18 protein-coding genes and 1 pseudogene are annotated in these 24396 nt (G+C 70.3%); 9 read left to right on the plus strand and 10 right to left on the minus strand.

Annotated features, from left to right (window positions below):
• Window positions 1-33: 33 nt before the first annotated feature.
• From FHU34_RS26405 to FHU34_RS26415, 3 genes and pseudogenes are all read left to right on the plus strand, one after another.
• Window positions 34-1146, plus strand: a complete 1113-nt coding sequence (locus FHU34_RS26405; protein ID WP_244311840.1) for an FAD-dependent monooxygenase — start codon at window positions 34-36, stop codon at window positions 1144-1146.
• A 43-nt stretch (window positions 1147-1189) separates the two neighbouring features.
• Window positions 1190-1486, plus strand: coding sequence for an NIPSNAP family protein (locus FHU34_RS26410; RefSeq protein WP_244311841.1), 297 nt, complete (start codon window positions 1190-1192; stop codon window positions 1484-1486).
• Window positions 1395-1766, plus strand: a pseudogene (locus FHU34_RS26415) (hypothetical protein); the annotation flags it as partial. The gene FHU34_RS26410 and the pseudogene FHU34_RS26415, both read left to right, overlap by 92 nt.
• Before the next feature lie 61 nt (window positions 1767-1827).
• Here FHU34_RS26415 and FHU34_RS26420 read toward each other — a convergent pair.
• The 4 genes from FHU34_RS26420 to nrdR form a co-directional block, all read right to left on the minus strand.
• Complete coding sequence (locus FHU34_RS26420; protein WP_145784924.1) at window positions 1828-3444, minus strand: hypothetical protein; 1617 nt, start codon at window positions 3442-3444, stop codon at window positions 1828-1830.
• Window positions 3441-3569, minus strand: a complete 129-nt coding sequence (locus FHU34_RS34090) for a hypothetical protein (protein WP_280116498.1) — start codon at window positions 3567-3569, stop codon at window positions 3441-3443. The genes FHU34_RS26420 and FHU34_RS34090 overlap by 4 nt, the downstream gene beginning before the upstream one ends.
• Before the next feature lie 420 nt (window positions 3570-3989).
• A complete protein-coding gene (locus FHU34_RS26425; protein WP_145784925.1) occupies window positions 3990-6893 on the minus strand; it encodes a vitamin B12-dependent ribonucleotide reductase in 2904 nt (967 codons plus the stop codon).
• Window positions 6894-6927: 34 nt separating this feature from the next.
• Window positions 6928-7428: a transcriptional regulator NrdR gene (gene nrdR, locus FHU34_RS26430; RefSeq protein ID WP_145784926.1), complete on the minus strand. Its 501-nt coding sequence runs from the start codon at window positions 7426-7428 to the stop codon at window positions 6928-6930.
• A 538-nt stretch (window positions 7429-7966) separates the two neighbouring features.
• Here nrdR and lexA point away from each other — a divergent pair.
• Entirely contained in the window at window positions 7967-8752 is a 786-nt protein-coding gene (gene lexA / locus FHU34_RS26435; protein WP_091400540.1) for a transcriptional repressor LexA, read from the plus strand.
• Window positions 8753-8829: 77 nt separating this feature from the next.
• Here lexA and FHU34_RS26440 read toward each other — a convergent pair whose 3' ends face one another.
• Window positions 8830-10662, minus strand: a complete 1833-nt coding sequence (locus tag FHU34_RS26440; RefSeq protein ID WP_145784927.1) for a hypothetical protein — start codon at window positions 10660-10662, stop codon at window positions 8830-8832.
• Window positions 10663-10712: 50 nt separating this feature from the next.
• Complete coding sequence (hflX, locus tag FHU34_RS26445) at window positions 10713-12167, minus strand: GTPase HflX (protein WP_145784928.1); 1455 nt, start codon at window positions 12165-12167, stop codon at window positions 10713-10715.
• Window positions 12168-12350: 183 nt separating this feature from the next.
• Here hflX and FHU34_RS26450 point away from each other — a divergent pair, with 183 nt between their 5' ends.
• Window positions 12351-13817 (plus strand): NAD-dependent malic enzyme, encoded by a 1467-nt coding sequence (locus FHU34_RS26450; protein ID WP_145784929.1) that lies wholly within the window; start codon window positions 12351-12353, stop codon window positions 13815-13817.
• An 87-nt stretch (window positions 13818-13904) separates the two neighbouring features.
• Here FHU34_RS26450 and dapF read toward each other — a convergent pair whose 3' ends face one another.
• From dapF to FHU34_RS26465, 3 genes are read right to left on the minus strand one after another with little or no spacing between them, the layout of a single operon-like run.
• Window positions 13905-14750: a diaminopimelate epimerase gene (gene dapF, locus FHU34_RS26455; protein WP_145784930.1), complete on the minus strand. Its 846-nt coding sequence runs from the start codon at window positions 14748-14750 to the stop codon at window positions 13905-13907.
• 7 nt (window positions 14751-14757) lie between these two features.
• The gene (gene miaA, locus FHU34_RS26460) at window positions 14758-15684 is read right to left on the minus strand and encodes a tRNA (adenosine(37)-N6)-dimethylallyltransferase MiaA (RefSeq protein ID WP_423436939.1); all 927 of its coding nucleotides are present in this window, start codon (window positions 15682-15684) and stop codon (window positions 14758-14760) included.
• Window positions 15669-16490, minus strand: a complete 822-nt coding sequence (locus FHU34_RS26465; protein ID WP_425280554.1) for a class III extradiol ring-cleavage dioxygenase family protein — start codon at window positions 16488-16490, stop codon at window positions 15669-15671. The genes miaA and FHU34_RS26465 overlap by 16 nt, the downstream gene beginning before the upstream one ends.
• 201 nt (window positions 16491-16691) lie before the next feature.
• On the opposite strand from FHU34_RS26465, the gene FHU34_RS26470 reads away from it, so the two are divergent.
• From FHU34_RS26470 to FHU34_RS26480, 3 genes are all read left to right on the plus strand, one after another.
• Window positions 16692-17900 (plus strand): DUF349 domain-containing protein, encoded by a 1209-nt coding sequence (locus FHU34_RS26470; protein ID WP_145784933.1) that lies wholly within the window; start codon window positions 16692-16694, stop codon window positions 17898-17900.
• Between the two features lie 648 nt (window positions 17901-18548).
• Entirely contained in the window at window positions 18549-20129 is a 1581-nt protein-coding gene (locus tag FHU34_RS26475; RefSeq protein WP_145784934.1) for a cellulase family glycosylhydrolase, read from the plus strand.
• A gap of 234 nt (window positions 20130-20363) precedes the next feature.
• Window positions 20364-21725 carry a pectate lyase family protein gene (locus tag FHU34_RS26480; protein WP_145784935.1) on the plus strand — a complete coding sequence of 454 codons (1362 nt, stop codon included), beginning with the start codon at window positions 20364-20366 and terminating at the stop codon, window positions 21723-21725.
• Window positions 21726-21764: 39 nt separating this feature from the next.
• On the opposite strand, the gene miaB is transcribed toward FHU34_RS26480, so the two are convergent.
• A complete protein-coding gene (miaB, locus tag FHU34_RS26485; protein WP_145784936.1) occupies window positions 21765-23258 on the minus strand; it encodes a tRNA (N6-isopentenyl adenosine(37)-C2)-methylthiotransferase MiaB in 1494 nt (497 codons plus the stop codon).
• A 220-nt stretch (window positions 23259-23478) separates the two neighbouring features.
• On the opposite strand from miaB, the gene FHU34_RS26490 reads away from it, so the two are divergent.
• Complete coding sequence (locus FHU34_RS26490; RefSeq protein ID WP_244311842.1) at window positions 23479-24387, plus strand: alpha/beta fold hydrolase; 909 nt, start codon at window positions 23479-23481, stop codon at window positions 24385-24387.
• The last annotated feature ends 9 nt before the right edge of the window (window positions 24388-24396 follow it).

Below are 24396 nucleotides of genomic sequence, written 5' to 3' on the forward strand. Positions count from 1 at the left end.
TCAGCCGGCCTGAGCAACGGGGAGGAACGTGTCGTGCGGGGTAACGATGTCCGGGTACTCATCGTCGGCGGGGGCATCGCCGGGCTGGCAACTGTCGCCGCGTTGCGCGAGTGGGGCGCCACTGTCGACGTGGCCGAGCGGGCGCCCGGGCCGACCGACTCCGGCACCGGCATCTACCTCACCGGCAACGCGACCCGCATGCTCGACGTCCTCGGTCTGCGGGAGCCGATCGCCGACGTCGCCGTGGAGATCACCCGGCAGCGCAGCGCGAACCAGCGCGGGCGCCGCCTCTTCGACATCGACGTGACCGCGCTGTGGCAGGGCGTCGGCCCGTGCGTGTCGCTGCCCCGGGCCCAGCTGCACCGGGCCCTGTTGGCCGGCGTCGGAGACGCCCCGATCCGCTGGGGACACCACCCGATCGCCCTCTCCCAGGAGGGCGCCCGGGTCGCCGTCGAGTTCAGTGACGGCAGCACCGGACGGTACGACCTGGTGATCGGCGCGGACGGGGTGAACTCGACGGTGCGCCGGCTCGCCTTCGACGGTCAGGCGGCCCGCAACCTGGGCCAGTACGCGTACCGCTGGGTGGCTCCCCGGATCGACGACGAGCCGTTCTGGTCGGTGCAGTTGGGGCGCGGACGGCAGTTCCTGACGATCCCGATCAGCGCCGAGCAGACGTACTGCTACTACAACGACGGCCCGGTGGCCGACCGGCCGGGCTGGCGCGACGACGTGGCCGCGTCGTTCACCGAACCGGCGACCATCATGCTCAAGGCCCTCGACCACGACGACAGCACCCTGCACGCCGGCCCGAACCAGGAGGTCGTGCTCGACTCCTGGTCCCGAGGGCCGGTGCTGCTGATCGGCGACGCCGCCCACGCCACCTCACCGAACATGGCCCAGGGCGCGGCCATGGCCCTGGAGGACGCGGTCGTGCTCGCGTCGTCGTTGACCGCCGCCGACTCCGTCGCCGAGGCGTTACGGGGTTACGAGGCGCGGCGACGCCCGCGGACGAACTGGGTGCTCAGCCAGACGCACCGTCGGGACAAGGCCACCGGGCTTCCGCCCGCGCTGCGCGACCTGGTGATGCGCCGCCTCGGCGAGCAGATGTTCCGGTCGAACTACGGGCCGTTGTTTACCCAACCCTGACCGTGCGACCGGCCCGTATGGTGGGGTCATGATCACGTGCGTCGTGCACTACACGATCGATCCCGCGCAGATCGCGGCGTTCGAAGACTTCGCCCGCGCATGGATGCGGCTCGTGGGCAGGCACGGCGGGGTGCACCATGGCTACTTCCTGCCCGCCGAGGGTGCCAGCGACAAGGCCGAGGCGCTGTTCAGCTTCGAAAGCCTGGCAGCCTACGAGCGTTACCGCGCACGGTTCGGCACCGACCCGGAGTTCGTCGCGGCTGACCGCATCCGCGACGACTCGGGTTGTGTCGTGCGGTACGAGCGGACGTTCATGCGCCCGCTCCTGCCGACCGACTGAGTCCGTCGTGCCCGACTGGGCCCGCTACACCCGCCGCGCCGACATCCTCGTCGCCGCCGCCGGCGTACCCGGGATCGTTCAGCCTGAGCACGTCAAGCCCGGCGCCGTCGTCATCGGCGCCGGCGTCCGCTACGACGGATGGCGGCTCCTGCCGGACGTGGACGAAGCGTGCGCCGAGGTCGCCGGCGCGATCATCCCCCGGGTCGGCGGGGTCGGTCCGACCACCGTCGCGATGCTGTTCCGCAACGCCGTACGCGCCGCCGAACGCGCCAGGCAGTAGCCCAATCGCCGAGATCACTTGATGCTGAGCAGTGATGTTCCGCTCGTTGCCGCACGGCCGCTCACGCCGGCGCATCGACGGGAACCACAAGCACCTGGCCATCGAGGGTGCCGATCGCCAGGCGGCCGGCACCTACCCGGGCCAGCGAGAGCGGAACGACAGGGCGACCTGCGATCCGTAGCTCCTGTCGGACGTGCACAACGCCGTCCTCGGCCTTCAGGACGATCAGCTCTCCTGAGTTGAACACGACGTAGACGAAGGTGTCGTCGGCGTCCAGGGCGGTTGCCTCGCGATCGGCGGTGAAGATCCATTGCGGCTCACCGGTCGGATACCTGCGGCGGAGCACGAAGGCGTTTCCCGGCAGCAGTCCCGCGCGGTCGTGAACCGCGCCGCTGTGAACGAGCGCCGGTCCGGCTGTGTCGTCCAGGTACGCACCGCTGCCGCCGAACAGGTGACGGCCTCGCGGCGCGTCCCATTCCAGCGGGAAGAGCCGCCGGACCCGGCCCGTCGGCGCGTCGACGGCGACCACCCATTTGCCGCGCCAGGGCTCACCCCTCCGGCCCTGCAGAAACAGCAGCTCCGGTGCGTACCTGATGTCGAAGAAGTGATTGAAGAGATCGTATCGGCCGAGTTGGATGGTGGTCGCACTGTCAGCGGGCGGCCCGAAAGTGACTTCTCCGGCTGTCCTGCTGCGCCTGTCATGGTCGGTGTCGCGAAGGGCCCATGAGCCATCGGTCCTGCTGACCAATACTGCGGGACAGGACGATTTGTGGGTTTTCCGGACTGCGCCGTCGTCCAGGTCGATCTCCAGCACAACGCTCGGGTCTCGGATCCACCGCCCCTCCCGGTACCGGCGCGGCGCCTGCGTCAACACCAGGGCTGTTCGACCGCCCGGCAGCACCCGGATCTGACAGCCCGTGCCATCGACCGGCACCTGCCAGAGCAACTGCCCAGTTGTCCCTGACCAACATTCAAGACCGACACCCTCCAGCGTGGTGAGGATCCGGCCATCCGCGAGCCCTTCGACCGCCCACACGCCCCGGCGTGCTGCCCACACCTGGCCGCGCTGCCGGCAGAGGTGCGAGACGGCAGCGACTGCCGCAGCCGTATCGGTCGGAGGTTGCTCCGGGACTGCTTTTTCCCCGTAGGGCATCCGCAACATGCCGACGGCGGCTCGGTCCCAGTCATCGCGGCTGATGGAACACGCCAGGGAGGTCGTACCGAACCGCTGCTCGTCCGCGTCACACGGAATGGCCAGCACCAGGTCGAGCGTCTCCGGGCTTCGCCATGTGATCTGTCGTACCTGGCGGGGATGTTCCAGCAACGAGACGGCGTTACCAGTTGTCAGGTCCAGCAGGAGCAACTCGCCCTCGTAGGACCACCCGCCGTCGTACGAGCCTGTGCCGAACGCCACCAGAGGCAGGGTCGGATGGAAGGCGACACTCTGGGCCGGCCAGCGCGATGTGACCTGGTGGATGCAGGTGAGGTCGTCGGTCCGGTACACCGCCAGCGGATGCGACCCGGAGCCGCGGGAGGCGGTGCGGCCGTGCCATTGCGCCGAGCCAAGACCACCACCGACCGCGATCAGATCACCGTTGGGAGAGGTGGCGGTGACGCGGGGCTGACCGATCTCACGGAAAGGCCCGGCACCCAGCACCCACGCTTCGGGGAGCGTCACCAGGTGACGGCGGGTTCGATTCTTTTGATCATGTCGACATCCTGCGGGGCCAGCCACTCAAGGGCAAGGCGGTTTCCGTCAGATGCTGCGACGACTTCCACCGCCCCGGCGACATCGCGGTTCATTGGCGCGGCTCCCTGCGCCGGGAGATCTCCTCCACGTGCTGGCGTTGGTGCTGCCGAACCATCTCGTCCCAGGCTTCCTGGTCGTAGTCCGGATCGGGCGCGATCCACTTGTGCGAGTTGTCGCTGTAGTGGAACCGCTCTCGCCCCGCCGGATGAGACTTACCGGACCCAGCCCAGGAAGCGCCGGTGCAGCAGTCCTCGGTCGCCGTGCAGCGCGCCTACGGCGACGTGCCGTGGTCGCATGCCTGAGCCGAGCACCGACAGACTTACATGATCAAGTGATGAAAAGTAGGTCGAAGGGCCATCTCTGACCTACTTCTCATCACTTGATCATGGCAACACCGGTAGGACCGCTATCCGGAAACGGCGCTGCCCCGACCTCCACGAGGGAGACCGGGGCAGCGCCGTGTTGCGCGTACGTCAGCTGCAGCCGCTGGTGGAGCCGCAGCCCTCGCAGACGTAGCAGCTACCGGCGGGGCGCATCTTCGTACCGCAGGTGAAGCAGAGCGGTGCGTCGGCGGCCTTGCCGATAACGGCCTCCAGCAACTCGGTGCTGGAACCCACGCTCGGTGCCGGCTTGGCGGCGGCCACGTCGGCCATCTCCTGGGCCGGCTGCGCGACGGCCTCCGGCTTGGCCGGGGTCTCCACGGGCGCCGAGGACGCCATCACGGTGAGCTCCGCGCCCACCGCCGCAGCGGCTTCCGCGTCGGCCTCGGCCCGCAGCTGGGCGGCCCGCTCCGAAGCGGTGAAGATGCCCAGCTCGGCGCGACGCTCGTACGGCAGGAAGTCCAGTGCCAGGCGACGGAAGATGTAGTCCATCACCGAGGCGGCCATCCGCACGTCCGGGTCGTCGGTCATACCGGCCGGCTCGAAGCGCATGTTGGTGAACTTGCTGACGAACGTTTCCAGCGGGACGCCGTACTGGAGGCCGATGCTGATGGCCACCGAGAAGGCGTCCATCACGCCGGCCAGGGTCGAGCCCTGCTTGGACATCTTCAGGAAGACCTCGCCGAGCCCGTCGTCCGGGTAGGACGACGCGGTGAGGTAGCCCTCGGCACCGCCGACGGAGAAGCTGACCGTCTCGGACGGGCGCTTCTTCGGCAGGCGCTTACGCACCGGCCGGTACTCGATGACCTTCTCCACGGAGGCCGGCTCGGCAGCCACGGTGGCGGCAGCCGAATCGGTGGCCTTGTTGGACTTCGCCACCGAGAGCGGCTGGCCGACCTTGCAGTTGTCCCGGTAGATCGCCAGTGCCTTGAGGCCGAGCTTCCAGCCCTCGAAGTAGATCTTCTCGACATCCTCGACGGTGGCCGCCTCCGGCATGTTGACCGTCTTGGAGATGGCGCCGGAGACGAACGGCTGGATGGCCGCCATCATCCGCACGTGACCCATCGGAGCGATCGTCCGCTCCCCCATCGCGCAGTCGAAGACCGGGTAGTGCTCCGGCTTGAGGCCGGGGGCGTCCACCACGTGGCCGTGGTCGGCGATGTGCTCGACGATCGCCTCGACCTGCTCCTCGGGGTAACCGAGGCTGCGCAGGGCGCGCGGCACCGTCTGGTTGACGATCTGCATCGAACCGCCGCCGACCAGCTTCTTGAACTTGACGAGCGCCAGGTCCGGCTCCACGCCGGTCGTGTCGCAGTCCATCATGAAGCCGATGGTGCCGGTCGGGGCGAGGACGCTCGCCTGCGCGTTACGCCAACCGAACTTGTCACCGATCTTGTTGCCCTGGGTCCACTGCTTGGTCGCCTCGCGGACGATCGCGGTGGCCACCGGGCTGGTCGGCTTGATCTCGTCGTTGGCCGCGGCGTGCTTGCGCATGACCCGCTTGTGCGGCTCGGCGTTGCGGGCGTAGCCGTCGTACGGGCCGACGACGCCGGCCAGCTCGGCCGAGCGGCGGTACGCGGTGCCGGTCATCAGGGACGTGATCGAGGCGGCGACCGAGCGGCCCTGCTCCGAGTCGTAGGGCAGGCCGGAGGCCATCAGCAGGGCGCCCAGGTTGGCGTAGCCGATGCCGAGCTGCCGGTAGGCGCGGGACGTCTCACCGATCTTCTCGGTCGGGAAGTCCGCGAAGCAGATCGAGATGTCCATCGCGGTGATGACGAACTCGACGGACTTGACGAACTTCTCCACCTCGAAGCCACCGTCGGCGCGGAGGAACTTCATCAGGTTGAGCGAGGCCAGGTTGCACGAGGAGTTGTCCAGGTGCAGGTACTCCGAGCACGGGTTCGACGCGGTGATCCGCCCGGTCTCCGGGCAGGTGTGCCAGTCGTTGATCGTGTCGTCGTACTGCAGACCCGGGTCGGCGCACTCCCAGGCGGCCTGCGAGATCGTCCGGAACAGCTTCTTGGCGTCGACGGTGTCGATCACCGAGCCGTCCAGTCGGCCACGCAGGTCGAAGCCCTTGCCGTTCTCGACCGCCGACATGAACTCGTCGGAGACCCGGACCGAGTTGTTGGCGTTCTGGTACTGCACGCTGACGATGTCGGAGCCGCCCAGGTCCATGTCGAACCCGGCGTCACGCAGCGCGCGGATCTTGTCCTCCTCGCGCGCCTTCGTGACCACGAACTCCTCAATGTCCGGGTGGTCGACGTCGATGATGACCATCTTGGCCGCCCGACGGGTCGCGCCACCGGACTTGATGGTGCCGGCCGAGGCGTCCGCGCCGCGCATGAAGCTGACCGGGCCGGAGGCGGTGCCACCGGAGGAGAGCAGCTCCTTCGACGAGCGGATCCGCGACAGGTTGACGCCGGAGCCGGAGCCGCCCTTGAAGATCAGCCCCTCCTCCTTGTACCAGTCGAGGATGGAGTCCATCGAGTCGTCGACGGCCAGGATGAAGCAGGCGCTGACCTGCTGCGGCGACGGCGTACCAACGTTGAACCAGACCGGCGAGTTGAAGCTGAACACCTGGTTCAGCAGCATCCAGGTCAGCTCGTGCGCGAAGATCTCGGCGTCGGCCGGGCTCGCGAAGTAGCCGTACTCCTCACCCGCGGTGCGGTAGGTGGTGACCACCCGGTCGATCAACTGCTTGAGCGACCACTCCCGCTCCGGGGTCCCCACCGCTCCCCGGAAGTACTTGGTGGTGACGATGTTGGCCGCGTTGACGCTCCACGACTCCGGGAACTCGACCCCCCGCTGCTCGAAGTTGATCGAGCCGTCCCGCCAGTTCGTCATCACGACGTCGCGGCGCTCCCAGCTGACCTCGTCGTACGGGTGGACCCCCTCGGTCGTCCACACCCGCTCGATCTTCAGCCCCGCGCCTGCCTTGTTCCGTGAACGGCTAGTTGTCACGCCGTCGCCCCCCTCGTCTGCGCGGTCACCCACCGCGCGTCCCAATCGCTCGAAAAACAGTGAAGATTCAGCTGGTACGGCCGGCGGCCTCGACCGCGTCGGCCCGGCCCTGCTCCCGGGCCCGCGCCGCGGCCCGCAACGTCTCGATCTCGCGCTCGAAGTCGGCGAGCGAGTCGAAGGAGCGGTAGACACTGGCGAACCGCAGGTAGGCGATCTCGTCCAGGTCGCGCAACGGGCCCAGGATCGCCAGGCCCACCTCGTGGCTGGGGATCTCGGCGGCCCCCTTGGCCCGGACGGACTCCTCCACCCGCTGCGCGAGCAGCGCGAGCGAGTCGTCGTCGACCGGCCGGCCCTGGCACGCCTTGCGCACCCCGCCGATGATCTTCGTGCGGCTGAACGGCTCGGTCACCCCGCTGCGCTTGACGACCGCGAGGACCGCCTCCTCGACGGTGGTGAACCGCTTGCCACACTCCGGGCAGGACCGCCGCCGTCGAATGAGTTGGCCGTCGTCGGCCTCCCGTGAGTCGACCACTCGGGAGTCAGCGTGCCGGCAGTACGGACACCGCATCGCCCACCTCCAAAAAATGATCAACTGCGCCCACACCGGGCACCCCCGGACACGGCTCGCCGCGACGGTGCCGTCCTCGGACGACGCCCGCCGTGCTCGACCTTACGGGAGTGCGGTCGGTAGTCGGACCCAACCTGTGGGCAACTTACGCCCGTGTCACTACTACATCTAGGGGTCGACCGTATGTCGCTGGGGAGGCCGGGTCAAGTTGACCCGCGTGTCCGGCGCGTCACGGACCATCCGGTCATCCGCGACCATCAGCGCGCCCGAAGACCCAACGCCGAGCGCTCTCCCGAGTTACCGGCCAGCAGGCCAGACCCACCGGGAAAACGGCCGAGCATCGAACACCAGTGCTACCTGACGTACCATTTATCAGAACATCCGTACGACCGGAGTGGTTTTTCACCCCGACACGCCGGTGAGAGGTCGTACAGATGTTTGAAAATGACTGATCTCACCTATACGGTCATGAACAACGTGGCACCCCGCACGCACCACGAGCCGACGAGGCACCCAGCGCCGACCAGGGAGGACGGACGTGACCGAGGACCGGGCCAGCCGGCCGAAGAGCCCGCAGCAGATCACCGAGGCGGGCCCGCCGGCCACCCGACGCCGCAGCGCCGCGCGCAGCCGGACGGGTCAGCCCGCCGTGCGCCCGGTCACCCCGGTGGTCAGCGCCTTCCCCGACCCGGCGACTGTCGACCTGACCGCACGCCAGCGTCGCATCCTGGAGTTCATCCGCACCTGGGTCGAGCGGCACGGCTACCCGCCGAGCGTCCGTGAGATCGGCGAGGCCGTCGGCCTGGTGTCGCCGTCCAGCGTCGCCTACCAGCTCAAGGAGCTGGAGAAGAAGGGCTTCCTGCGTCGCGACCCCAACCGGCCGCGCGCGGTCGACGTTCGCGCTCCCAGCGAGGCGATCGACGACGAGTTGTCCCGGGCACAGCGGCCGACCCCGGCGTACGTGCCGATGCTCGGCCGGATCGCCGCCGGTGGCCCCATCCTCGCCGAGCAGGCCGTGGAGGACATCTTCCCGCTCCCGCGCGAGCTGGTGGGCGAGGGCGAGGTCTTCATGCTCCAGGTCAAGGGTGACTCGATGCTCGACGCGGCGATCTGCGACGGCGACTGGGTCGTCGTCCGGCAACAGCCGACCGCCGACTCCGGCGAGATCGTGGCCGCCATGCTCGACGGCGAGGCGACAGTGAAGACCTACCGTCGACGCGACGGGCATGTCTGGCTGATGCCGCAGAACCCGGCTTTCGACCCCATCCCCGGTGACGACGCCACCATCATGGGCCGGGTCGTGGCGGTGCTCCGCCGGATCTGACGCACCGGCGGGTGGGCGCACGTGGTGGTGCCCACCCGCATTCGTCGGTCAGGGGCGGTTGGGCACCAGCTGAGCCTTCAGTAGCGGTCGCCCCGATAGCCGCGACCGCCCCCGGGATACGGCCCGTACGGATCGACAGGCGCGTCGTCGTCCCGCCGACGGCCGGGCCGCTGACCCCGCTGGTCGGGCTCCTGGCCGCCACGCCGGGGCGGCTCCGCACGGCCGGTGCCGGGCTGGCCGCCACCGTCGCCGTACACCCCGCCGCTAGGCCGACCGCCGCCGCCCTGCGGGCGACCACCGCCACCCTGTGCGCGACCGCCACCGCCGGCACCCTGGGGGCGACCGCCGCCACCAGCGCCCTGCGGACGACCCCCTCCACTGGCACCCTGCGGACGACCGCCACCACCAGCGCCCTGAGGGCGGCCCCCGGTGCCCTGCGGTCGACCGCCGCCACCGGCCGGAGGCCGTCCGCCGCCGTAGACGCCGTTGCCGCCACCTGACCGCGCCCCGCCGTAGCCACCATCGGCCGCTGCCGGGCGGGCACCTCCGTACACCGCACCACCTGCCGGAGCCGGGCCGCCGCGACCCGGGGCACCGCCTGCCGGAGCCGGGCCGCCACGACCCGGGGCACCGCCGCGACCCGGTGCACCGCCGTAGACCGCACCGCCCGCCGCTGCGCCACCACCGTAGACACCGCCCTTACGGTCGGCAGATGCTCGGGGATCATCGGCGGACCGGCCGCCGCGCGGGTCGAGCGGCTCACCATCCGGGTCCGACGAGTCGGAGTCGTCAGCCGGCGGCCGGTTACGGGCCCGGACGATGCCGACGATGCCGGCGGCGACCAGCAGAAGACCGAGCAACCCGACCGCGCCGACCAGGTACGTGATGTCGTCGAAGCTCAGCCCGTCCGTCCAGGACTTCGAGGCGGCCGGCTTGGCAGCAGCCCCGCCGCCCGGTGCCTGTGGCACCGCTGTCGAGCTGGACGGTGTGTAGCTGAGGATGTCGAGGGGCTCGTCTTCGCCGAACCGGGTGGCGTCGGAGACCGTGAGGAACGACTTCCCGTCCGGGGAGTAGCTGATGGCCTCGCCGAACGGGTCGGCCAACGCCGTCACCCGGGGCTTGCCGGTGCTGAGCGCGCCGACGATGTCGCCGCCGCTCACGTCGAACTCGAATGCGTCCGCGTACGTGCGCAGAACCACCCGGGAACCGTCCGGCGACCGGGCCGCGCCGGTGATGGCGATCCGGCCGAACGTGTTGAGCGGGTTCTCCGTCTGCGTCTTCGGCAGGGTGATCTCGCCGGCCTTGCGCATCGGCACCGGCTCGGTGTCGCCGCTCTTCAGAGCCGTCGCGGGGGTGTAGATCTCGGCCTTGCCGCTGGTCACCTTCGTGATGATCAGCGGCTTGCCGTCGTCGCCGATGAGCAGGGCCTCGGCGTCGTGCGGTTTCGCCTCGGGATAGGCGAGCCGGTGCAACGTCGGTTGCTTGTTGCCGCTGACCGGCATCGACCAGAGCGCGATGCGTGTGCGGCGGGTCTTCGAGTCCGCGTTGTCGCCGATGTCGGCGATCCAGAGGGTGTTGCCGTCCTTGGAGAGAGCGAGGTCCTCGGTGTCGGCCGGGCCCTGCCCCGAGTAGCGGACCGGCTCCTTCGAGATCTTGCACTTGCTGTCGAGGAAGAAGACCCGCTTACGTGCCACGTTCTCGGTGCCGTCGTTGACGACGATGTAGCCACTCTTGGTCGCGACCAGCCCGGACAGCTCCCGCAGGCGCTCGTCGGTGATCGTGCACCGCTTCTGCCCGGGAGCGGCAGCGGACAACCCGGGGGCGGGAGCCGCCACTGCGACTCCGGAGAGCGCCACGGTTGCCCCGAGCAGGCCGAGGGCAACCGTGACCGAGGAAACAACGCGGCGCATTCGGTCAGTGTCGCATGCCGCGCGTTTCCGGTGGATGACGCCGTGGTCGCTCAGGACCGGACGCCGGCCACCTGACTCTCCCGCTGGACCTCGAAGGGCGCCAGCTCCGCAGCCAGCTCCGCGCCGACCCGGACGTGCAGCAGCGTGCCCTCCGGCAGGTGCGACGTGCTGAGCACGTCACCCGTGCGGTGCACCCGTGCCACCAGGTCGCCCCGGTCGTACGGAAGCACGGCCCGGACCTCCACGGCCGGGCGGGGCAGCCGCTCCTCGATCGCCGCGCGCAGCCCGTCGATGCCCCGACCCGAGTGCGCGGACACGAAGATCGCGTCCGGCCAGAGCCGCTTGAGCCGCAGCAGGGTGTCCTCGTCGGCCGCGTCGGTCTTGTTGACCACCAACAGCTCGGGGAGCCGGTCGGCGCTGACCTCGGCGAGCACCGCGTGAACCGCCCGGACCTGCTCCTCCGGATCCGGGTGGGTGCCGTCGACGACGTGCACCACCAGATCCGCCTCCGCGACCTCCTCGAGCGTCGAGCGGAACGCCTCGACGATCTGGTGCGGCAGGTGCCGGACGAAGCCGACGGTGTCGGAGAGGGTGTAGAGCCGCCCGTCCGAGGCGGTGGCCTTGCGGGTGGTCGGGTCCAACGTCGCGAACAGCGCGTTCTCCACCAGCACACCCGCACCGGTCAGCCGGTTGAGCAGGCTGGACTTGCCGGCGTTCGTGTAACCCGCGATGGCCACGGCAGGGACCGAGTTGCGCGTGCGTCGGGCGCGCTTGGTGACGCGTACCGTGCGCATGCTCTTGATCTCGCGCCGCAGTCGGGAGATGCGGTGGCGGATACGCCGCCGGTCGGTCTCCAGCTTGGTCTCACCGGGACCACGCACACCCACACCGCCACCGGCGCCGCCACCCCGGCCGGAACCACCCGTCTGCCGGGAGAGCGTCTCACCCCAACCACGCAGCCGGGGCAGCAGGTATTCGAGCTGGGCCAGCTCGACCTGCGCCTTACCTTCCTTGCTCTTGGCGTGCTGGGCGAAGATGTCGAGGATCAGCGCCGTCCGGTCGACAACCTTGACCTTGGTGCGCTGCTCCAGGTTGCGCAGCTGCGACGGCGACAGCTCACCGTCGCAGATGACAGTGTCGGCGCCGCTGGCCAGCACCACCGCGCTGAGGTCGTCGACCTTGCCGCGGCCGATGTAGGTGGCCGGGTCGGGCCGGGTGCGGCGCTGGATGAGCCCTTCGAGCACCTGCGAACCGGCGGTCTCCGCCAGCGCGGCAAGCTCGGTCAGGGAGTTTTCTGCGTCGGTCACCGTGCCGTCGGTCCAGACACCCACCAGGACCACCCGCTCCAGCCGCAGCTGGCGGTATTCCACCTCGGTGACGTCGCTGAGCTCGGTAGAGAGGCCTGGGACGCGCCGGAGAGACTGCCGCTCCGACAGGTCCAGCTCGCCGGTGGTGACGTCGTCGAACTCGTCCTCGACGGGGACGAAGCTCTCCTGGTTCCGCAAGCGGTTCTCCTGTCCGTTTTGATAAGTAGAACGTAATCCTGACATGACACAACGCCGAACGCACCTGCTATATGCCCATGGTGAAGGTCGCCAAAAGTGGGGCCGAATGCTGGTCGGGGTCGACAACCCGGTAGAAATGCGGGCGGCGGCCGAACGGCCGCACAGCCGTGACGGAGGGATCCCGTGGCCATCACCCGACTGCCCAGCGCCGGATTTTCGATCACCATCCGGATCGCCGTAACCGCGGACGCCTCCTCGATCGGCCGGCTCACCACCTCCGTCGGCGAGGCCGGGGCGATCGTCACGGCGCTGGACGTGGTGGACTCCGACCCGACCAACGTGATCGTCGACCTGACCTGCGACACCGCCGACGCCGGTCACGCCGACCAGGTCGTCGAGGCGCTGACCGCGCTGGACGGCGTTGACGTGCGCAAGGTGTCGGACCGCACGTTCCTCCTGCACCTGGGCGGCAAGATCGAGGTGACGTCGAAGGTCGCGCTGCGCAACCGCGACGAGCTGTCCCGGGCGTACACCCCGGGGGTTGCCCGGGTCTGCATGGCGATCGCCGAGAACCCGGCGGACGCCCGGCGGCTGACCATCAAGCGGAACACCGTCGCGGTGGTCAGTGACGGTTCCGCGGTGTTGGGTCTGGGCAACCTGGGCCCGGCCGCGTCGCTGCCGGTGATGGAGGGCAAGGCGGCGCTGTTCAAGCGCTTCGGCGGGGTGGACGCCTGGCCGGTGGTGCTGGACACCCAGGACACCGACGAGATCGTGCAGATCGTCAAGGCGATCGCGCCGGCCTACGGCGGGATCAACCTGGAGGACATCGCCGCGCCGCGCTGCTTCGAGATCGAGGCCCGGCTGCGCGAGGCGCTGGACATCCCGGTCTTCCATGACGACCAGCACGGCACCGCGATCTGCGTGCTGGCCGCGCTGACCAACGCGCTGCGGGTCGTGGGCAAGGAGCTCAAGGACGTGCGGGTGGTCGTCTCCGGTGCCGGCGCCGCCGGCACCGCGATCATGAAGCTGCTGCTGCGCCAGGGCGTCGGCGACATCATCGCGTACGACCGGCAGGGCGCCCTGCACCGTGGGCTGACCGGGCTCAACTCGGCGTGGCAGTGGCTGGCGGAGAACACCAACAAGGAGAACTACTCGGGTGACCTGCCGGGTGCGATCCGGGGTGCCGACGTGTTCATCGGTGTGAGCGCGCCGAACCTGCTCACCGGCGACGACATCGCCCAGATGGCGAAGGACTCGATCGTCTTCGCCCTCGCCAACCCGGACCCGGAGGTCGACCCGCGGGAGGCGCGCAAGCACGCCGCGGTGGTCGCCACCGGCCGTTCGGACCAGCCGAACCAGATCAACAACGTGCTCGCCTTCCCCGGGGTGTTCCGCGGCATGCTGGACGCGCACGCCGAGGAGTTCACCGAGGAGATGGCGATCGCGGCCGCCCAGGCCATCGCCGACGTGGTGGGCGAAGAAAAGATCAACCCGACGGTGATCGTGCCGAGCGTCTTCGACTCCCGGGTCGCACCGGCCGTCGCCGCCGCCGTCCGCGCCGCCGCGCACAACCCCAGCCCGCTGCCGGCCGCCGACCCGGGCCCGGCAGACCTCCCGGAGATCGCCGCCACCGCCAGCGCGACCCCGTAGGCCCCACCCCCTCCGTCGATCATGAAGTTATTGCCACGACACGCCGAGCTGGCTGGCAATAACTTCATGATCGACGCGGGCGGCCCCTCAGGGGCGGAGGGTGGAGGGGTCGATCTCGCCGGTCGCTACCAGGACGGCGGGTCCGGAGAGCCAGCAGGAGTCGGCCGTCACGGTGACCGTCAGGCGGCCGCCGGGGACGTCCACCGCCACCACACCGGTGTCCCGGCCGGCGTCGCGCAGGGCCACCGCGCCCACCGCGCAGGCGCCGGTGCCGCAGGACAGGGTCTCGGCGCTGCCTCGCTCGTACACCCGCATCAGCGTGTGCCCGTCGGTGGCGTCGACCGGGTCGCCCGCCACGATGAACTCCACGTTCACCCCGCTCGGGAAGACCTCCGGGTCGTACCCGGGAGCCTTCGTCAGATCCAGCGCGGACAACTCCACACCGGCGGGCAGGACACAGACCAGGTGCGGGTTACCGATGTCCACGGCAGTGCCGGTCAGGGTCAGTTCGCCGAGGGTGGCGGTCGACTCGTCGTACACCCGGGGGCGGCGCATCTCGACGGACACGGCGTCGCCCTCGACCAGCGCGCGCACGACGCCGGCCCGGGTCGCCACCGGCAACGCCGCGCCGGCGGGCGTCGCCAAGCCGGTGTCCAGCAGGTACCGCACGAAGACCCGGGCGCCGTTGCCGCACATCTCGGCGAACGAACCGTCGGCGTTCCAGTAGTCCATGAACCACTCGGCCTCGCCGGCCAACCCGGCACCGTCCGGGTGTTTGGCCGCGCGGACCACCCGCAGCACGCCGTCCGCGCCGATGCCCCTCCGCCGGTCACAGAGCGCCGCGACCAGCTCCGGGGTCAGGTCGAGCTGACCGTCCGGGTCGGGAAGGAGGACGAAGTCGTTGCCGGTGCCGTGGCCCTTGGTGAACTCCACGCACCCATCATCGCGCAGCGGCCGGCACCAGGCGCAGGGCGGCCCCGATCAGGTCCGGCGTCGCCGAGTCCAACCAGTGGATCCGCGGATCCCGCCGGAACCAGGACCGCTGCCGGCGGACGAAGCGCCGGGTCGCCCGAACCGTCTCGTCGTGCGCCTGCGACTCGGTCAGCTCACCGGCGAGCATCCGCAACACCTGCTGGTAGCCGAGCGCCCGACTCGCCGTCCGCCCCTCCGGCAACCCGCGCCCGACCAGCTCACGGGTCTCCGGCACCAGGCCGTCGGCCCACATCCGGTCGACCCGCAGCGCGATCCGCTCGTCCAACAGCCCGGTGTCCAGGTCGACGCCGAGCTGCACCGACGGGTAGTACGGCGTGGGCTGCGGCAGCGAGGCCGTGAACGGCGCTCCGGTGAGCTCGATCACCTCCAGGGCCCGCACGATCCGCCGGCCGTTGCCGGGCAGGATGCCCTCGGCGGCGGCCGGGTCGGCGGCACGCAGCCGCGCGTACAGCGGCGCCGGGCCGACCTCCGCCAACTCTCGTTCCAGCCGCTCCCGCAGCACCGCGTCGGTGCCGGGGAACTCGAACCGCTCCAGCACCGCCCGCACGTACAGCCCCGACCCACCGACCAGCAGCGGCACCCGCCCCCGGGCCAGGATGTCGTCGACCGCCGCGCGGGCCAACCGCTGGTACTCCGCGACACTCGCCGGCTCGGTGACCTCCCAGATGTCCAGGAGGTGATGCGGCACCCCGTCCCGCTCGGCGACTGTCAGCTTGGCGGTGCCGATGTCCATGCCCCGGTAGAGCTGCATCGAGTCGGCGTTCACCACCTCCCCGCCCAGGGCGTGCGCCAACGCGATGCTCAACGCCGACTTACCCGCCGCGGTCGGGCCAACCACCGCGACGACCGTACCGCTGGTCACACCCGCTCCCAGGACGCCACGAAGTAGGCGACCCCATAGGGAGCCGCATGGTGCAACAGCTCACCGCGCCACCCGCCGCCAGCCGCCCGGGCCGCGCCAGCCAGCACCTGCCAGGGCGCACGACCGGCGGCCTTCAGCTCCGCGGACACCACCGGGTCCAGGTCGAGCAGGACGTCCAGGTCCGCGTCGGCCAGCGCCGCCGCAACCCCCTGGTCGTACGGGAGGGCGCGTGGGTCGTCGTACCCGGGTGACGTCACTCCCCGGCACGCCGACCCGTCCCCGAGTACCAGCAACGCCACCCGTTCACCGGTGGCGGCGACCTCGTCGGCGAGCACCGCCAGCTCGGCCGGGCCCGCGTCGGCGGCCACCTGCACTGCGGTGACCGTCGGCGTGCTGGTCGGCGGTGCGCCGACCGGCGGTGCGCTGCTCGAGGTTGCGCTCGCCGACGGTGTGCCGACCGGCGGCGTGCTGGTCGGCACTGTGCTGGCTGGCGGCGGCGTCTCGTGGCGGGTCAGCAGCCACGCGCCGATGGTCAGGCTCAACGGCAGCACCGCACCCCGGTCGGGCTGACCGGGAGCCAACGGCACGTCCAGGTCGACACCCCAGGGCTGTAGAGAACCGGTGGCCGGAGTGCGGATCGGACCGGTCACCGGCCCGGTCCCGAGCAGCACCACGCTGTCCGGACCGGCGGCCAGCAACCGGCGTACGGCGGTGTCGCAGGCCGCCCGAAGGTCGTCCAACTCGGGGGCCGCGGAGCCGGCCACCTCGGGCACGAGCAGGGGCGGATGCGGACAGACAGCGGCGGCGACCAGTGGCACCCGTTCACCGTAGCGGGAATCCCCGGTGCGTCTCCGCGCCGATCCGGTCATTCGGCCCCTAGGACACCGTATGGTCACGGTCGGCGATAGGCGCTCGACGCGGACCGGGTGAGACCTGTGACAATGCCGGAAGCAACTTGGCTGCGCCGTGGCGGCGACGGGGGTTCGTTCCCTCGACGCCGGGAGAACGAGGATGGGCACATGAGCGACTGGACTGCCTTCGGACGGGTGGACGCGGACGGCACCGTGTACGTCAAGACCACCGAGGGCGAGCGGGTGGTCGGATCCTGGCAGGCGGGTGCGCCGGAGGAAGGCCTGGCACACTTCGCGCGCCGCTTCGCCGATCTGGTCACCGAGGTGGACCTGACCGAAGCACGGCTCAAGTCGGGTGCGGCGGATGCCGGGCACTCGCTGACCACGATCCGGCGGATCCGCACCACGCTGCCCGAGGCCAACGTGGTCGGCGACATCGACGCCCTGACCGCTCGTCTGGACAAGCTGGCGACCCTCGCCGAGGAGAAGGCCGGCGAGGCGCGCGCCGCCCGGGACGCCGCTCGCGGCGAAGCCCTGGCCCGCAAGACCGCGCTGGTCGAGGAGGCCGAGAAGCTCGCCGCCGAGTCCACCGGCTGGAAGACCGCCGGCGACCGGCTCAAGGAGATCCTCGACGAGTGGAAGACCATCCGTGGGGTCGACAAGAAGGCCGACGGTGAGCTATGGAAGCGGTTCGCCGCCGCCCGGGACGGCTTCACCCGACGTCGTGGCGCCCACTTCGCCTCTCTGGACTCGCAGCGCAAGCAGGCGCAGACCGCCAAGGAGGAGCTGGTCGCCCAGGCGGAGAAGCTCCAGGAATCCACCGACTGGGCCGCCACCGCCAACCAGCTCAAGGACCTGATGACCCAGTGGAAGGCCGCGCCGCGCGCCTCCAAGGAGGCCGAGCAGAAGCTCTGGGAACGATTCCGGGGTGCGCAGGACGCCTTCTTCAGCCGGCGCAGTGAGGTCTTCTCCGCCCGGGACAACGAGCAGCGCGGCAACCTGGAGCGCAAGCAGGCCCTGCTCGCCGAGGCCGAGGCGTTGGACATCGACGCCGACCCGAAGGGCGCCCAGGCCAAGCTGCGCGAGATCCAGGCGCAGTGGCACGAAGCCGGCCGGGTCCCCCGCGAGGCGGCGGCCGGGCTGGAGCGCCGACTGCGCGTCATCGACGACAAGGTCCGCGACGTGATGGACTCGGCGTGGCGCCGCACCACCAAGGAGGACAACCCGCTGCTCGCCCAGATGCGGGCACAGGTGGCGGAAGCCGAGGACCGGCTGGCTCGGGCGCAGAGCGCCGGGGACGCACGCCGGATCAAGGAAGCCGAGCAGGCGCTCGCCTCCAAGCGGCAGTTCCTCCAACTCGCCGAGCAGGCTGGCTGAGCTGACGTCTTCCGGAGCCCCCGGCCCCCTCACGGGGACCGGGGGCTCCCACGTATCCAGGCCGTCCCCGTTCGCCCCGCCCCGCGCCGCCCCGCGCCGCCGCGCCGCGCCGCGCCGCGCCGCGCCCAAGATCCGCACAACTTCCCGGATGTTGCTGCCTCCGAGGCGCGGCAGGCAGCAACATCCCTGATGTTGCGCGGATCTTGGCGACGACGAGCGTCCTGGACCGGCCGGGAGGGGTTTCAGGCGCCTGCGTCAAACCAAGGTCGCGCTCGATCCTGGATGTAGTGGCTTCCGGACGCTTCTCAGGCCACTACATCAAGGATCGAGCGCGATCATGGGGGTGGGCGCTCGGAGGCGGGGTGGGCGGCGGTGCGACGGGCGTTGGTGTGGGCTGGCGGGGCTGGTTGACGCATTGACGTGGGGTGATCAGAATGAGCCACGGAACCAGGTAGGGCCACCGGGACGAGGGCGACGAGGGCGGAACAACCGCTGTCGTGGGTCGCCGGTGAGCTTCCGCGAGTGACACGTCCGCGTGACATGGGCCGTCGCGCACTGTCCGCGTACCCCTGAGGGAGCGTGACGTGCGGACGGCCGCCCGCCGGGCGTCCCAGACCGGTGACGCTCGGCCTCCGAATTGGAGCTCGAATGTTCCGTCCTCAGGCTTTCGGCGGTGCGGTCACCGCGCTCGCCACCGTCGCGGCCGGCGTGTTCCTCGCCGCCGCCGTCAACAGCAGTCCGGCCGTGGCCGCTGGCACCGGCACCGGTTACCTGCACACCAACGGTAACCAGATCGTGGACAGCACCGGTGCCACGGTCCGGTTGACCGGTATCAACTGGTTCGGTATGGAGACCGACAACAAGACCTTCCACGGGCTGTGGTCGAACAACCCGTGGCGGGGGCAGCTCGACACGATGGCGCGGTTGGGTTACAACACGTTGCGGGTGCCGTACTCGAACGACGCGCTGAAGGCCGGCGCGACCGCCAGCGGGGTCAACGACTTCGTCAACCCGGATCTGGTCGGGCTGTCGCCGTTGCAGATCCTGGACAAGGTGATCGACTACGCCGGCAGCAAGGGTATGCGGATCATCCTGGACCGGCACCGGCCGACGTCGGCCGGGCAGTCGCCGTTGTGGTACACGTCGACGGTCTCCGAGGCGACCTGGATCAACGACTGGAAGATGCTCGCCCAGCGGTATGCGGGCAACCCCACGGTGATCGGCGCGGACCTGCACAACGAGCCGCACGCCGAGGGCACCAACCCGGCGGCCACCGGCGCGTGCTGGGGGTGTGGTGACACCACCCGGGACTGGCGGCTCGCCGCCGAGCGGGCCGGTAACGCCATCCTCGGTGTCCAGCCCAACTGGTTGATCTTCGTGGAGGGGGTGAGCTGCCCGAGCGGCGGCCTCTCCAACGTCTGGGACGGCGACACCAGTAACGACGAGGACTGCGGTTGGTGGGGTGGCAACCTGTCGAAGGCCGGCCAGTTCCCGGTCCGACTGAGTGTGCCGAACCGGCTGGTCTACTCGCCGCACGAGTACGCCACCTCGGTGTACCGGCAGACCTGGTTCGACGCCCCGGACTACCCGGCGAACATGCCGGCCATCTGGGACAAGTACTGGGGTTACCTGTACAAGCAGAACATCGCGCCGATCATGATGGGCGAGTTCGGCAGCACCCTGGCCGACCCGAAGGACCGGGTGTGGCTGGAGAGGCTGATGGCGTACACCGGCACCGGGGTGACCGGGATGTCCTTCACCTACTGGTCGTGGAACCCGAACTCGGGTGACACCGGTGGGATCGCGTTGGACGACTGGACGAACGTCAACACCACCAAGCAGGCGATCCTCCAGCCGTACCTGATCCCGCCGACCGGCGGCGGCACCCCACCGACGACCGGCGGGCCGACGAACCCGCCGCCCGGTGCCTGCACGGCCACCTATCGGCAGGTCAACGCCTGGCAGGGTGGCTTCCAGGGCGAGGTGACAGTGAAGAACACGGGATCGGCCGCGGTGAACCCGTGGTCGGTCACCTGGACGTGGCCGTCCGGGGTGACGCTGGGCAGTGGTTGGAACGCCACCGTCACGCAGTCCGGAACGACGGTCACCGCCGCCGCTCCGAGTCACGCGCCGTCCCTGCCGGCGGGCGGGTCGGTCACCGTCGGCTTCACCGCCAACGGCACGGCCAGCGCACCGGGCACTGTGAAACTCGGCGGCGCGAGCTGCTGAGCTGTCGGGACGGCCGGTGCGCGACGCATCGGCCGTCCCGACCATTTACATGCATGGCCTTCTATGCTTTCATCGGGAAAGCGCTTGCCTCACTGTCGGCGGGCGCAAGCGCGGGAGCCGCTTTCCTTCACGAACCTGCACTGGCGGGCCCGAGGACCACCGGTCCCGGCCGACCTCGCCGCCCACGGGCATGGGCGACGCGACGGTCCGTCCGCCTCATCGAAAGGGAGCAGCATGCGCACAGGACGGCGTCGAACGACGCTGATCGCCACCACCGCCGCAGCCACCGCGACCCTGGTCACCGCCGGTCTGCTGACCTCCGTGTCCGCCCAGGCGGCCGCCGGATGCCAGGTGGCCTACACGGTCGCCAGCCAGTGGCCGGGCGGGTTCACCGGCAACGTCACAGTCACCAACCTCGGCGACCCGGTCTCCGGGTGGACGCTGCGCTGGTCGTACGGGGCCGGGCAGCAGACCAGCCAGGCGTGGGGCGCTACCGTCTCACAGAGCGGCAGCCAGGTCTCCGCGACGAACGTCGACTACAACGGCAACCTGGCGACCAACGGCACCGCCTCGTTCGGCTTCAACGCGAGCTGGAACAACTCCAGCAACCCGGCTCCGACCAGCTTCACCCTGAACAACGTCGCCTGCACCGGCAGCACCACGCCGACCACTCCGCCGCCCAGCACCCCACCGCCGACCACCCCGCCACCATCGAGCACTCCCCCGCCCGGCCAGCAGCCGTCGAACCTGGTCGGCTGGGCCACCCAGAACGGCGGCACCACCGGCGGAGGCAACGCCGGCACCACCACCGTCAGCAACGCCTCGGGCCTGACCAGCGCACTCAACGCGACAGGCGCCGCGGTGATCCGGGTGACCGGGACCATCACCTGCTCGGGGATGCTGCGGGTCCGGTCCAACAAGACCATCATCGGCAACTACGGGGCGACCATCGTCGGCTGCGGCTTCAACATCAACGGTGACCGCAACGTGATCATCCGCAACCTGACCTTCCGCAACTGGGACGACGACGCGATCAACGTCCAGGAGTCGGCCACCAACATCTGGATCGACCACAACAGCTTCAGCAACGGGTACGACGGCGCCGTCGACATCAAGCGCGGATCGGACTTCATCACCGTCTCGTGGAACCGGGTCTTCAGCCACGACAAGACCATGCTGCTCGGCCACAGCGACGACAACGCCAGCCAGGACGTCGGCCATCTGCGGGTGAGCTACCACCACAACTGGTTCGACGGCAGCAACCAGCGCAACCCCCGGGTGCGCTTCGGCAACCCGGTGCACGTGTACAACAACTACTACCGGGCCAACGGCGGCTACGGCGTCGCGTCCACCGAGAACGCGGGTGTGCTCGTCGAGGGCAACTACTTCGAGAACGTCGACGACCCGTACCACCGTGGTGAGGGCGACTCCGGGCCCGGCAGCCTGGTCGCCCGCAACAACCACTTCGTCAACTCGCCCACCGGCCAGGCCGGCGGCAGCGTGGCCACCATCCCGTACTCCTACCAGCTGGACACCGCGAGCAACGTCAAGTCCATCGTGACGGCTGGCGCGGGCGCCGGCCGGATCACCGTCTGACCGAGGAAGGGCCCCTCGACGAGGGGCCCTTCCGTGCGGTCAGTGGGTGGCGCAGCCGGCGGTGGGCGCGGGCGCGACCGGCGGTGCGCCGATCGTCGGCAGACCGAGCAACACACCGGGGGTACGCGGGGAGCGCCCCGCCTCGGCCGCGTCGCCGGCCCGGGTACGGCGGTGTGCCACCAGCGTCCCGTCGGCGTTCAGGTGGTGCGGTGCCGCGTACGTGACGGTGGTGTGCACGATGTCGCCCGGGCGGATCTGGCCGGCGAGCGCTTCCCCGCCGGGGCCCTCGGTCGCGAAGTGCACCAGCCGCCCGTCGCGGGCCCGACCGGACATCCGGCCGGTGCGCTCGTCCTTGCGGCCCTCGCCGACCGCGACCAGCACCTCGACGGTCTCGCCCACCAGGCGCTTGTTCTCCGCCCAGGTGATCTCCTCGACGGTCGCGACCAGTCGCTCGTAGCGCTCCTGCACGACCTGCTTGGGCAACTGGTCGTCCATCGTCGCGGCGGGGGTGCCGGGCCGCTTCGAGTACTGGAAGGTGAAGGCCGAGGAGAACCGCGCCTCGCGGACCACGTCCAGGGTGCGCTGGAAGTCGGCCTCGGTCTCGCCGGGGAAGCCAACGATGATGTCGGTGGTGATCGCCGCGTCCGGCATCGCCGCCCGCACCTTCTCGATGATCCCCAGGTAACGCTCGGAGCGGTAGGACCGGCGCATCGCCTTCAGCACGTCGTCCGAGCCGGACTGCAACGGCATGTGCAGCGAGTGGCAGACGTTCGGCGTCTCGGCCATCGCGGCGATCACGTCGTCGGTGAAGTCCTTCGGGTGGGGGCTGGTGAACCGCACCCGCTCCAGCCCGTCGATGTCGCCACAGGCACGCAGCAACTTGCCGAACGCGTACCGGTCGCCGAACTCGACGCCGTAGGAATTGACGTTCTGGCCGAGCAGCGTCACCTCCAGCACACCCTCGTCGACCAGAGCGCGCACCTCGGAGAGGATGTCGCCGGGCCGCCGGTCCTTCTCCTTGCCGCGCAGCGCCGGCACGATGCAGAAGGTGCAGGTGTTGTTGCACCCCACCGAGATCGACACCCAACCGGCGTACGTGGACTCGCGGCGGGTGGGCAGCGTGGAGGGGAAGACGTCGAGGGATTCGAGGATTTCCACCTCGGCGGCGGCGTTGTGCCGGGCCCGCTCCAGCAGCACCGGGAGCGCGCCGATGTTGTGGGTGCCGAAGACCACGTCGACCCAGGGCGCCTTGCGGACGATCTCGCCCCGGTCCTTCTGGGCCAGGCAGCCGCCGACCGCGATCTGCATCCCGGGGTGCTTGTCCTTCACCGGGCGTAGGCGACCGAGGTTGCCGTAGAGCCGGTTGTCCGCGTTCTCCCGCACCGCGCAGGTGTTGAACACGACGATGTCCGGGGTGTCGTCGGTGGGCACCGCGCGCACGTAGCCGGCCTGTTCGAGCAGCCCGGAGATGCGCTCAGAATCGTGCACGTTCATCTGGCAGCCGTACGTCACGACGTTGTAGGTCCTAGCCACCCTCTTGGTGCCCCTTCCCCTCGGGCTACCAGGGTAGCGGCCCGTTCGGCGGCCCCTACCCACCGGCATTGACCCGGCGGCCCATAGCGGGCATCCACGACGGGCAGTACGCTGCACAACAAGAATGTGTTCTGGGCGATTTCGGGGGCTTTGCACTCGGCGCCGACGATGCGCGGCTCCGTTCACGGGGGAGCACATGACGACCCGCGGGAGGCCAACCGTGACGCGACAAGATGCGGCACAGCGCACCGTCACCACCCCGGACGGGCGGCACCTCGCGGTGGAGACCTCCGGCTCCCCGGACGGGCCCGCGGTCTTCCTGCTGCACGGCACCCCGGGCAGCCGCAGTGGCCCCCGTCCGCGGGGCATCGTCGTCTACCGCCTCGGCGTGCACCTCGTCTGCTACGACCGGCCCGGTTACGGCGACTCCGACCGGCACGAGGGTCGGCGGGTGGCCGACGCGGCGGCCGACGTGGCGGCGATCGCCGACCACCTCGGCATCGAACGGTTCGCGGTCGTGGGTCGATCCGGTGGCGGCCCACATGCCCTGGCCTGCGCGGCGCTGCTGCCCGACCGGGTCACCCGGGCCGCCGTGCTGGTGGGGCTCGCCCCGGCCGGCGCACCCGACCTGGACTGGTACGCCGGCATGGCGGAATCGAACGTGGAGGACTACGGGCAGGCCGACGAGGACCTGGCCGAGCTGACCCTCAACCTGAAGGTGCGCGCCGAGGAGGCCCGGCGGGACCCGATGACGCTGCTGGAGTTCCTCCGCCCCCAGTTGCCGGACGAGGACATCCGGGTCGTCGACGATGTCGCGATCCGCCGGCTCCTGACCGACATGTACGCCGAGGCGCTGCGGCACGGCCCCGAGGGCTGGATCGACGACGTACTGGCGATCCGCCGTGGCTGGGGGTTCGACCTGGGAGCCATCCGTGCGGAGGTCCGGCTCTGGCACGGCGAGCAGGACCGCTTCTCCCCCGTGGAGCACTCCCACTGGCTCGCCTCGCGGATCTCCCGCGCCGAAGTCCAGGTGCAGCCCGGAGCCGCGCACTTCGGGGCGGTGGAGATCCTTCCGCAGACCCTGAGCTGGTTGGCCCGACCGGACCTGGCGACCAGCCCGCGGCTCTGACCGGCAGGC

Source organism: Micromonospora taraxaci, assembly GCF_007830095.1.
Lineage (GTDB): Bacteria > Actinomycetota > Actinomycetes > Mycobacteriales > Micromonosporaceae > Micromonospora > Micromonospora taraxaci.

Bases quoted from the DNA above. Each gene is read 5' to 3' on its own strand.
- FHU34_RS34090 (WP_280116498.1), bottom strand. From the start codon at position 3,569: ATGAACCGCGATGTCGCCGGGGCGGTGGAAGTCGTCGCAGCATCTGAC.
- nrdR (WP_145784926.1), bottom strand. From the start codon at position 7,428: ATGCGGTGTCCGTACTGCCGGCACGCTGACTCCCGAGTGGTCGACTCA.
- FHU34_RS26440 (WP_145784927.1), bottom strand. From the start codon at position 10,662: ATGCGCCGCGTTGTTTCCTCGGTCACGGTTGCCCTCGGCCTGCTCGGG.
- FHU34_RS26470 (WP_145784933.1), top strand. From the start codon at position 16,692: ATGAGCGACTGGACTGCCTTCGGACGGGTGGACGCGGACGGCACCGTG.
- FHU34_RS26475 (WP_145784934.1), top strand. From the start codon at position 18,549: ATGTTCCGTCCTCAGGCTTTCGGCGGTGCGGTCACCGCGCTCGCCACC.
- FHU34_RS26480 (WP_145784935.1), top strand. From the start codon at position 20,364: ATGCGCACAGGACGGCGTCGAACGACGCTGATCGCCACCACCGCCGCA.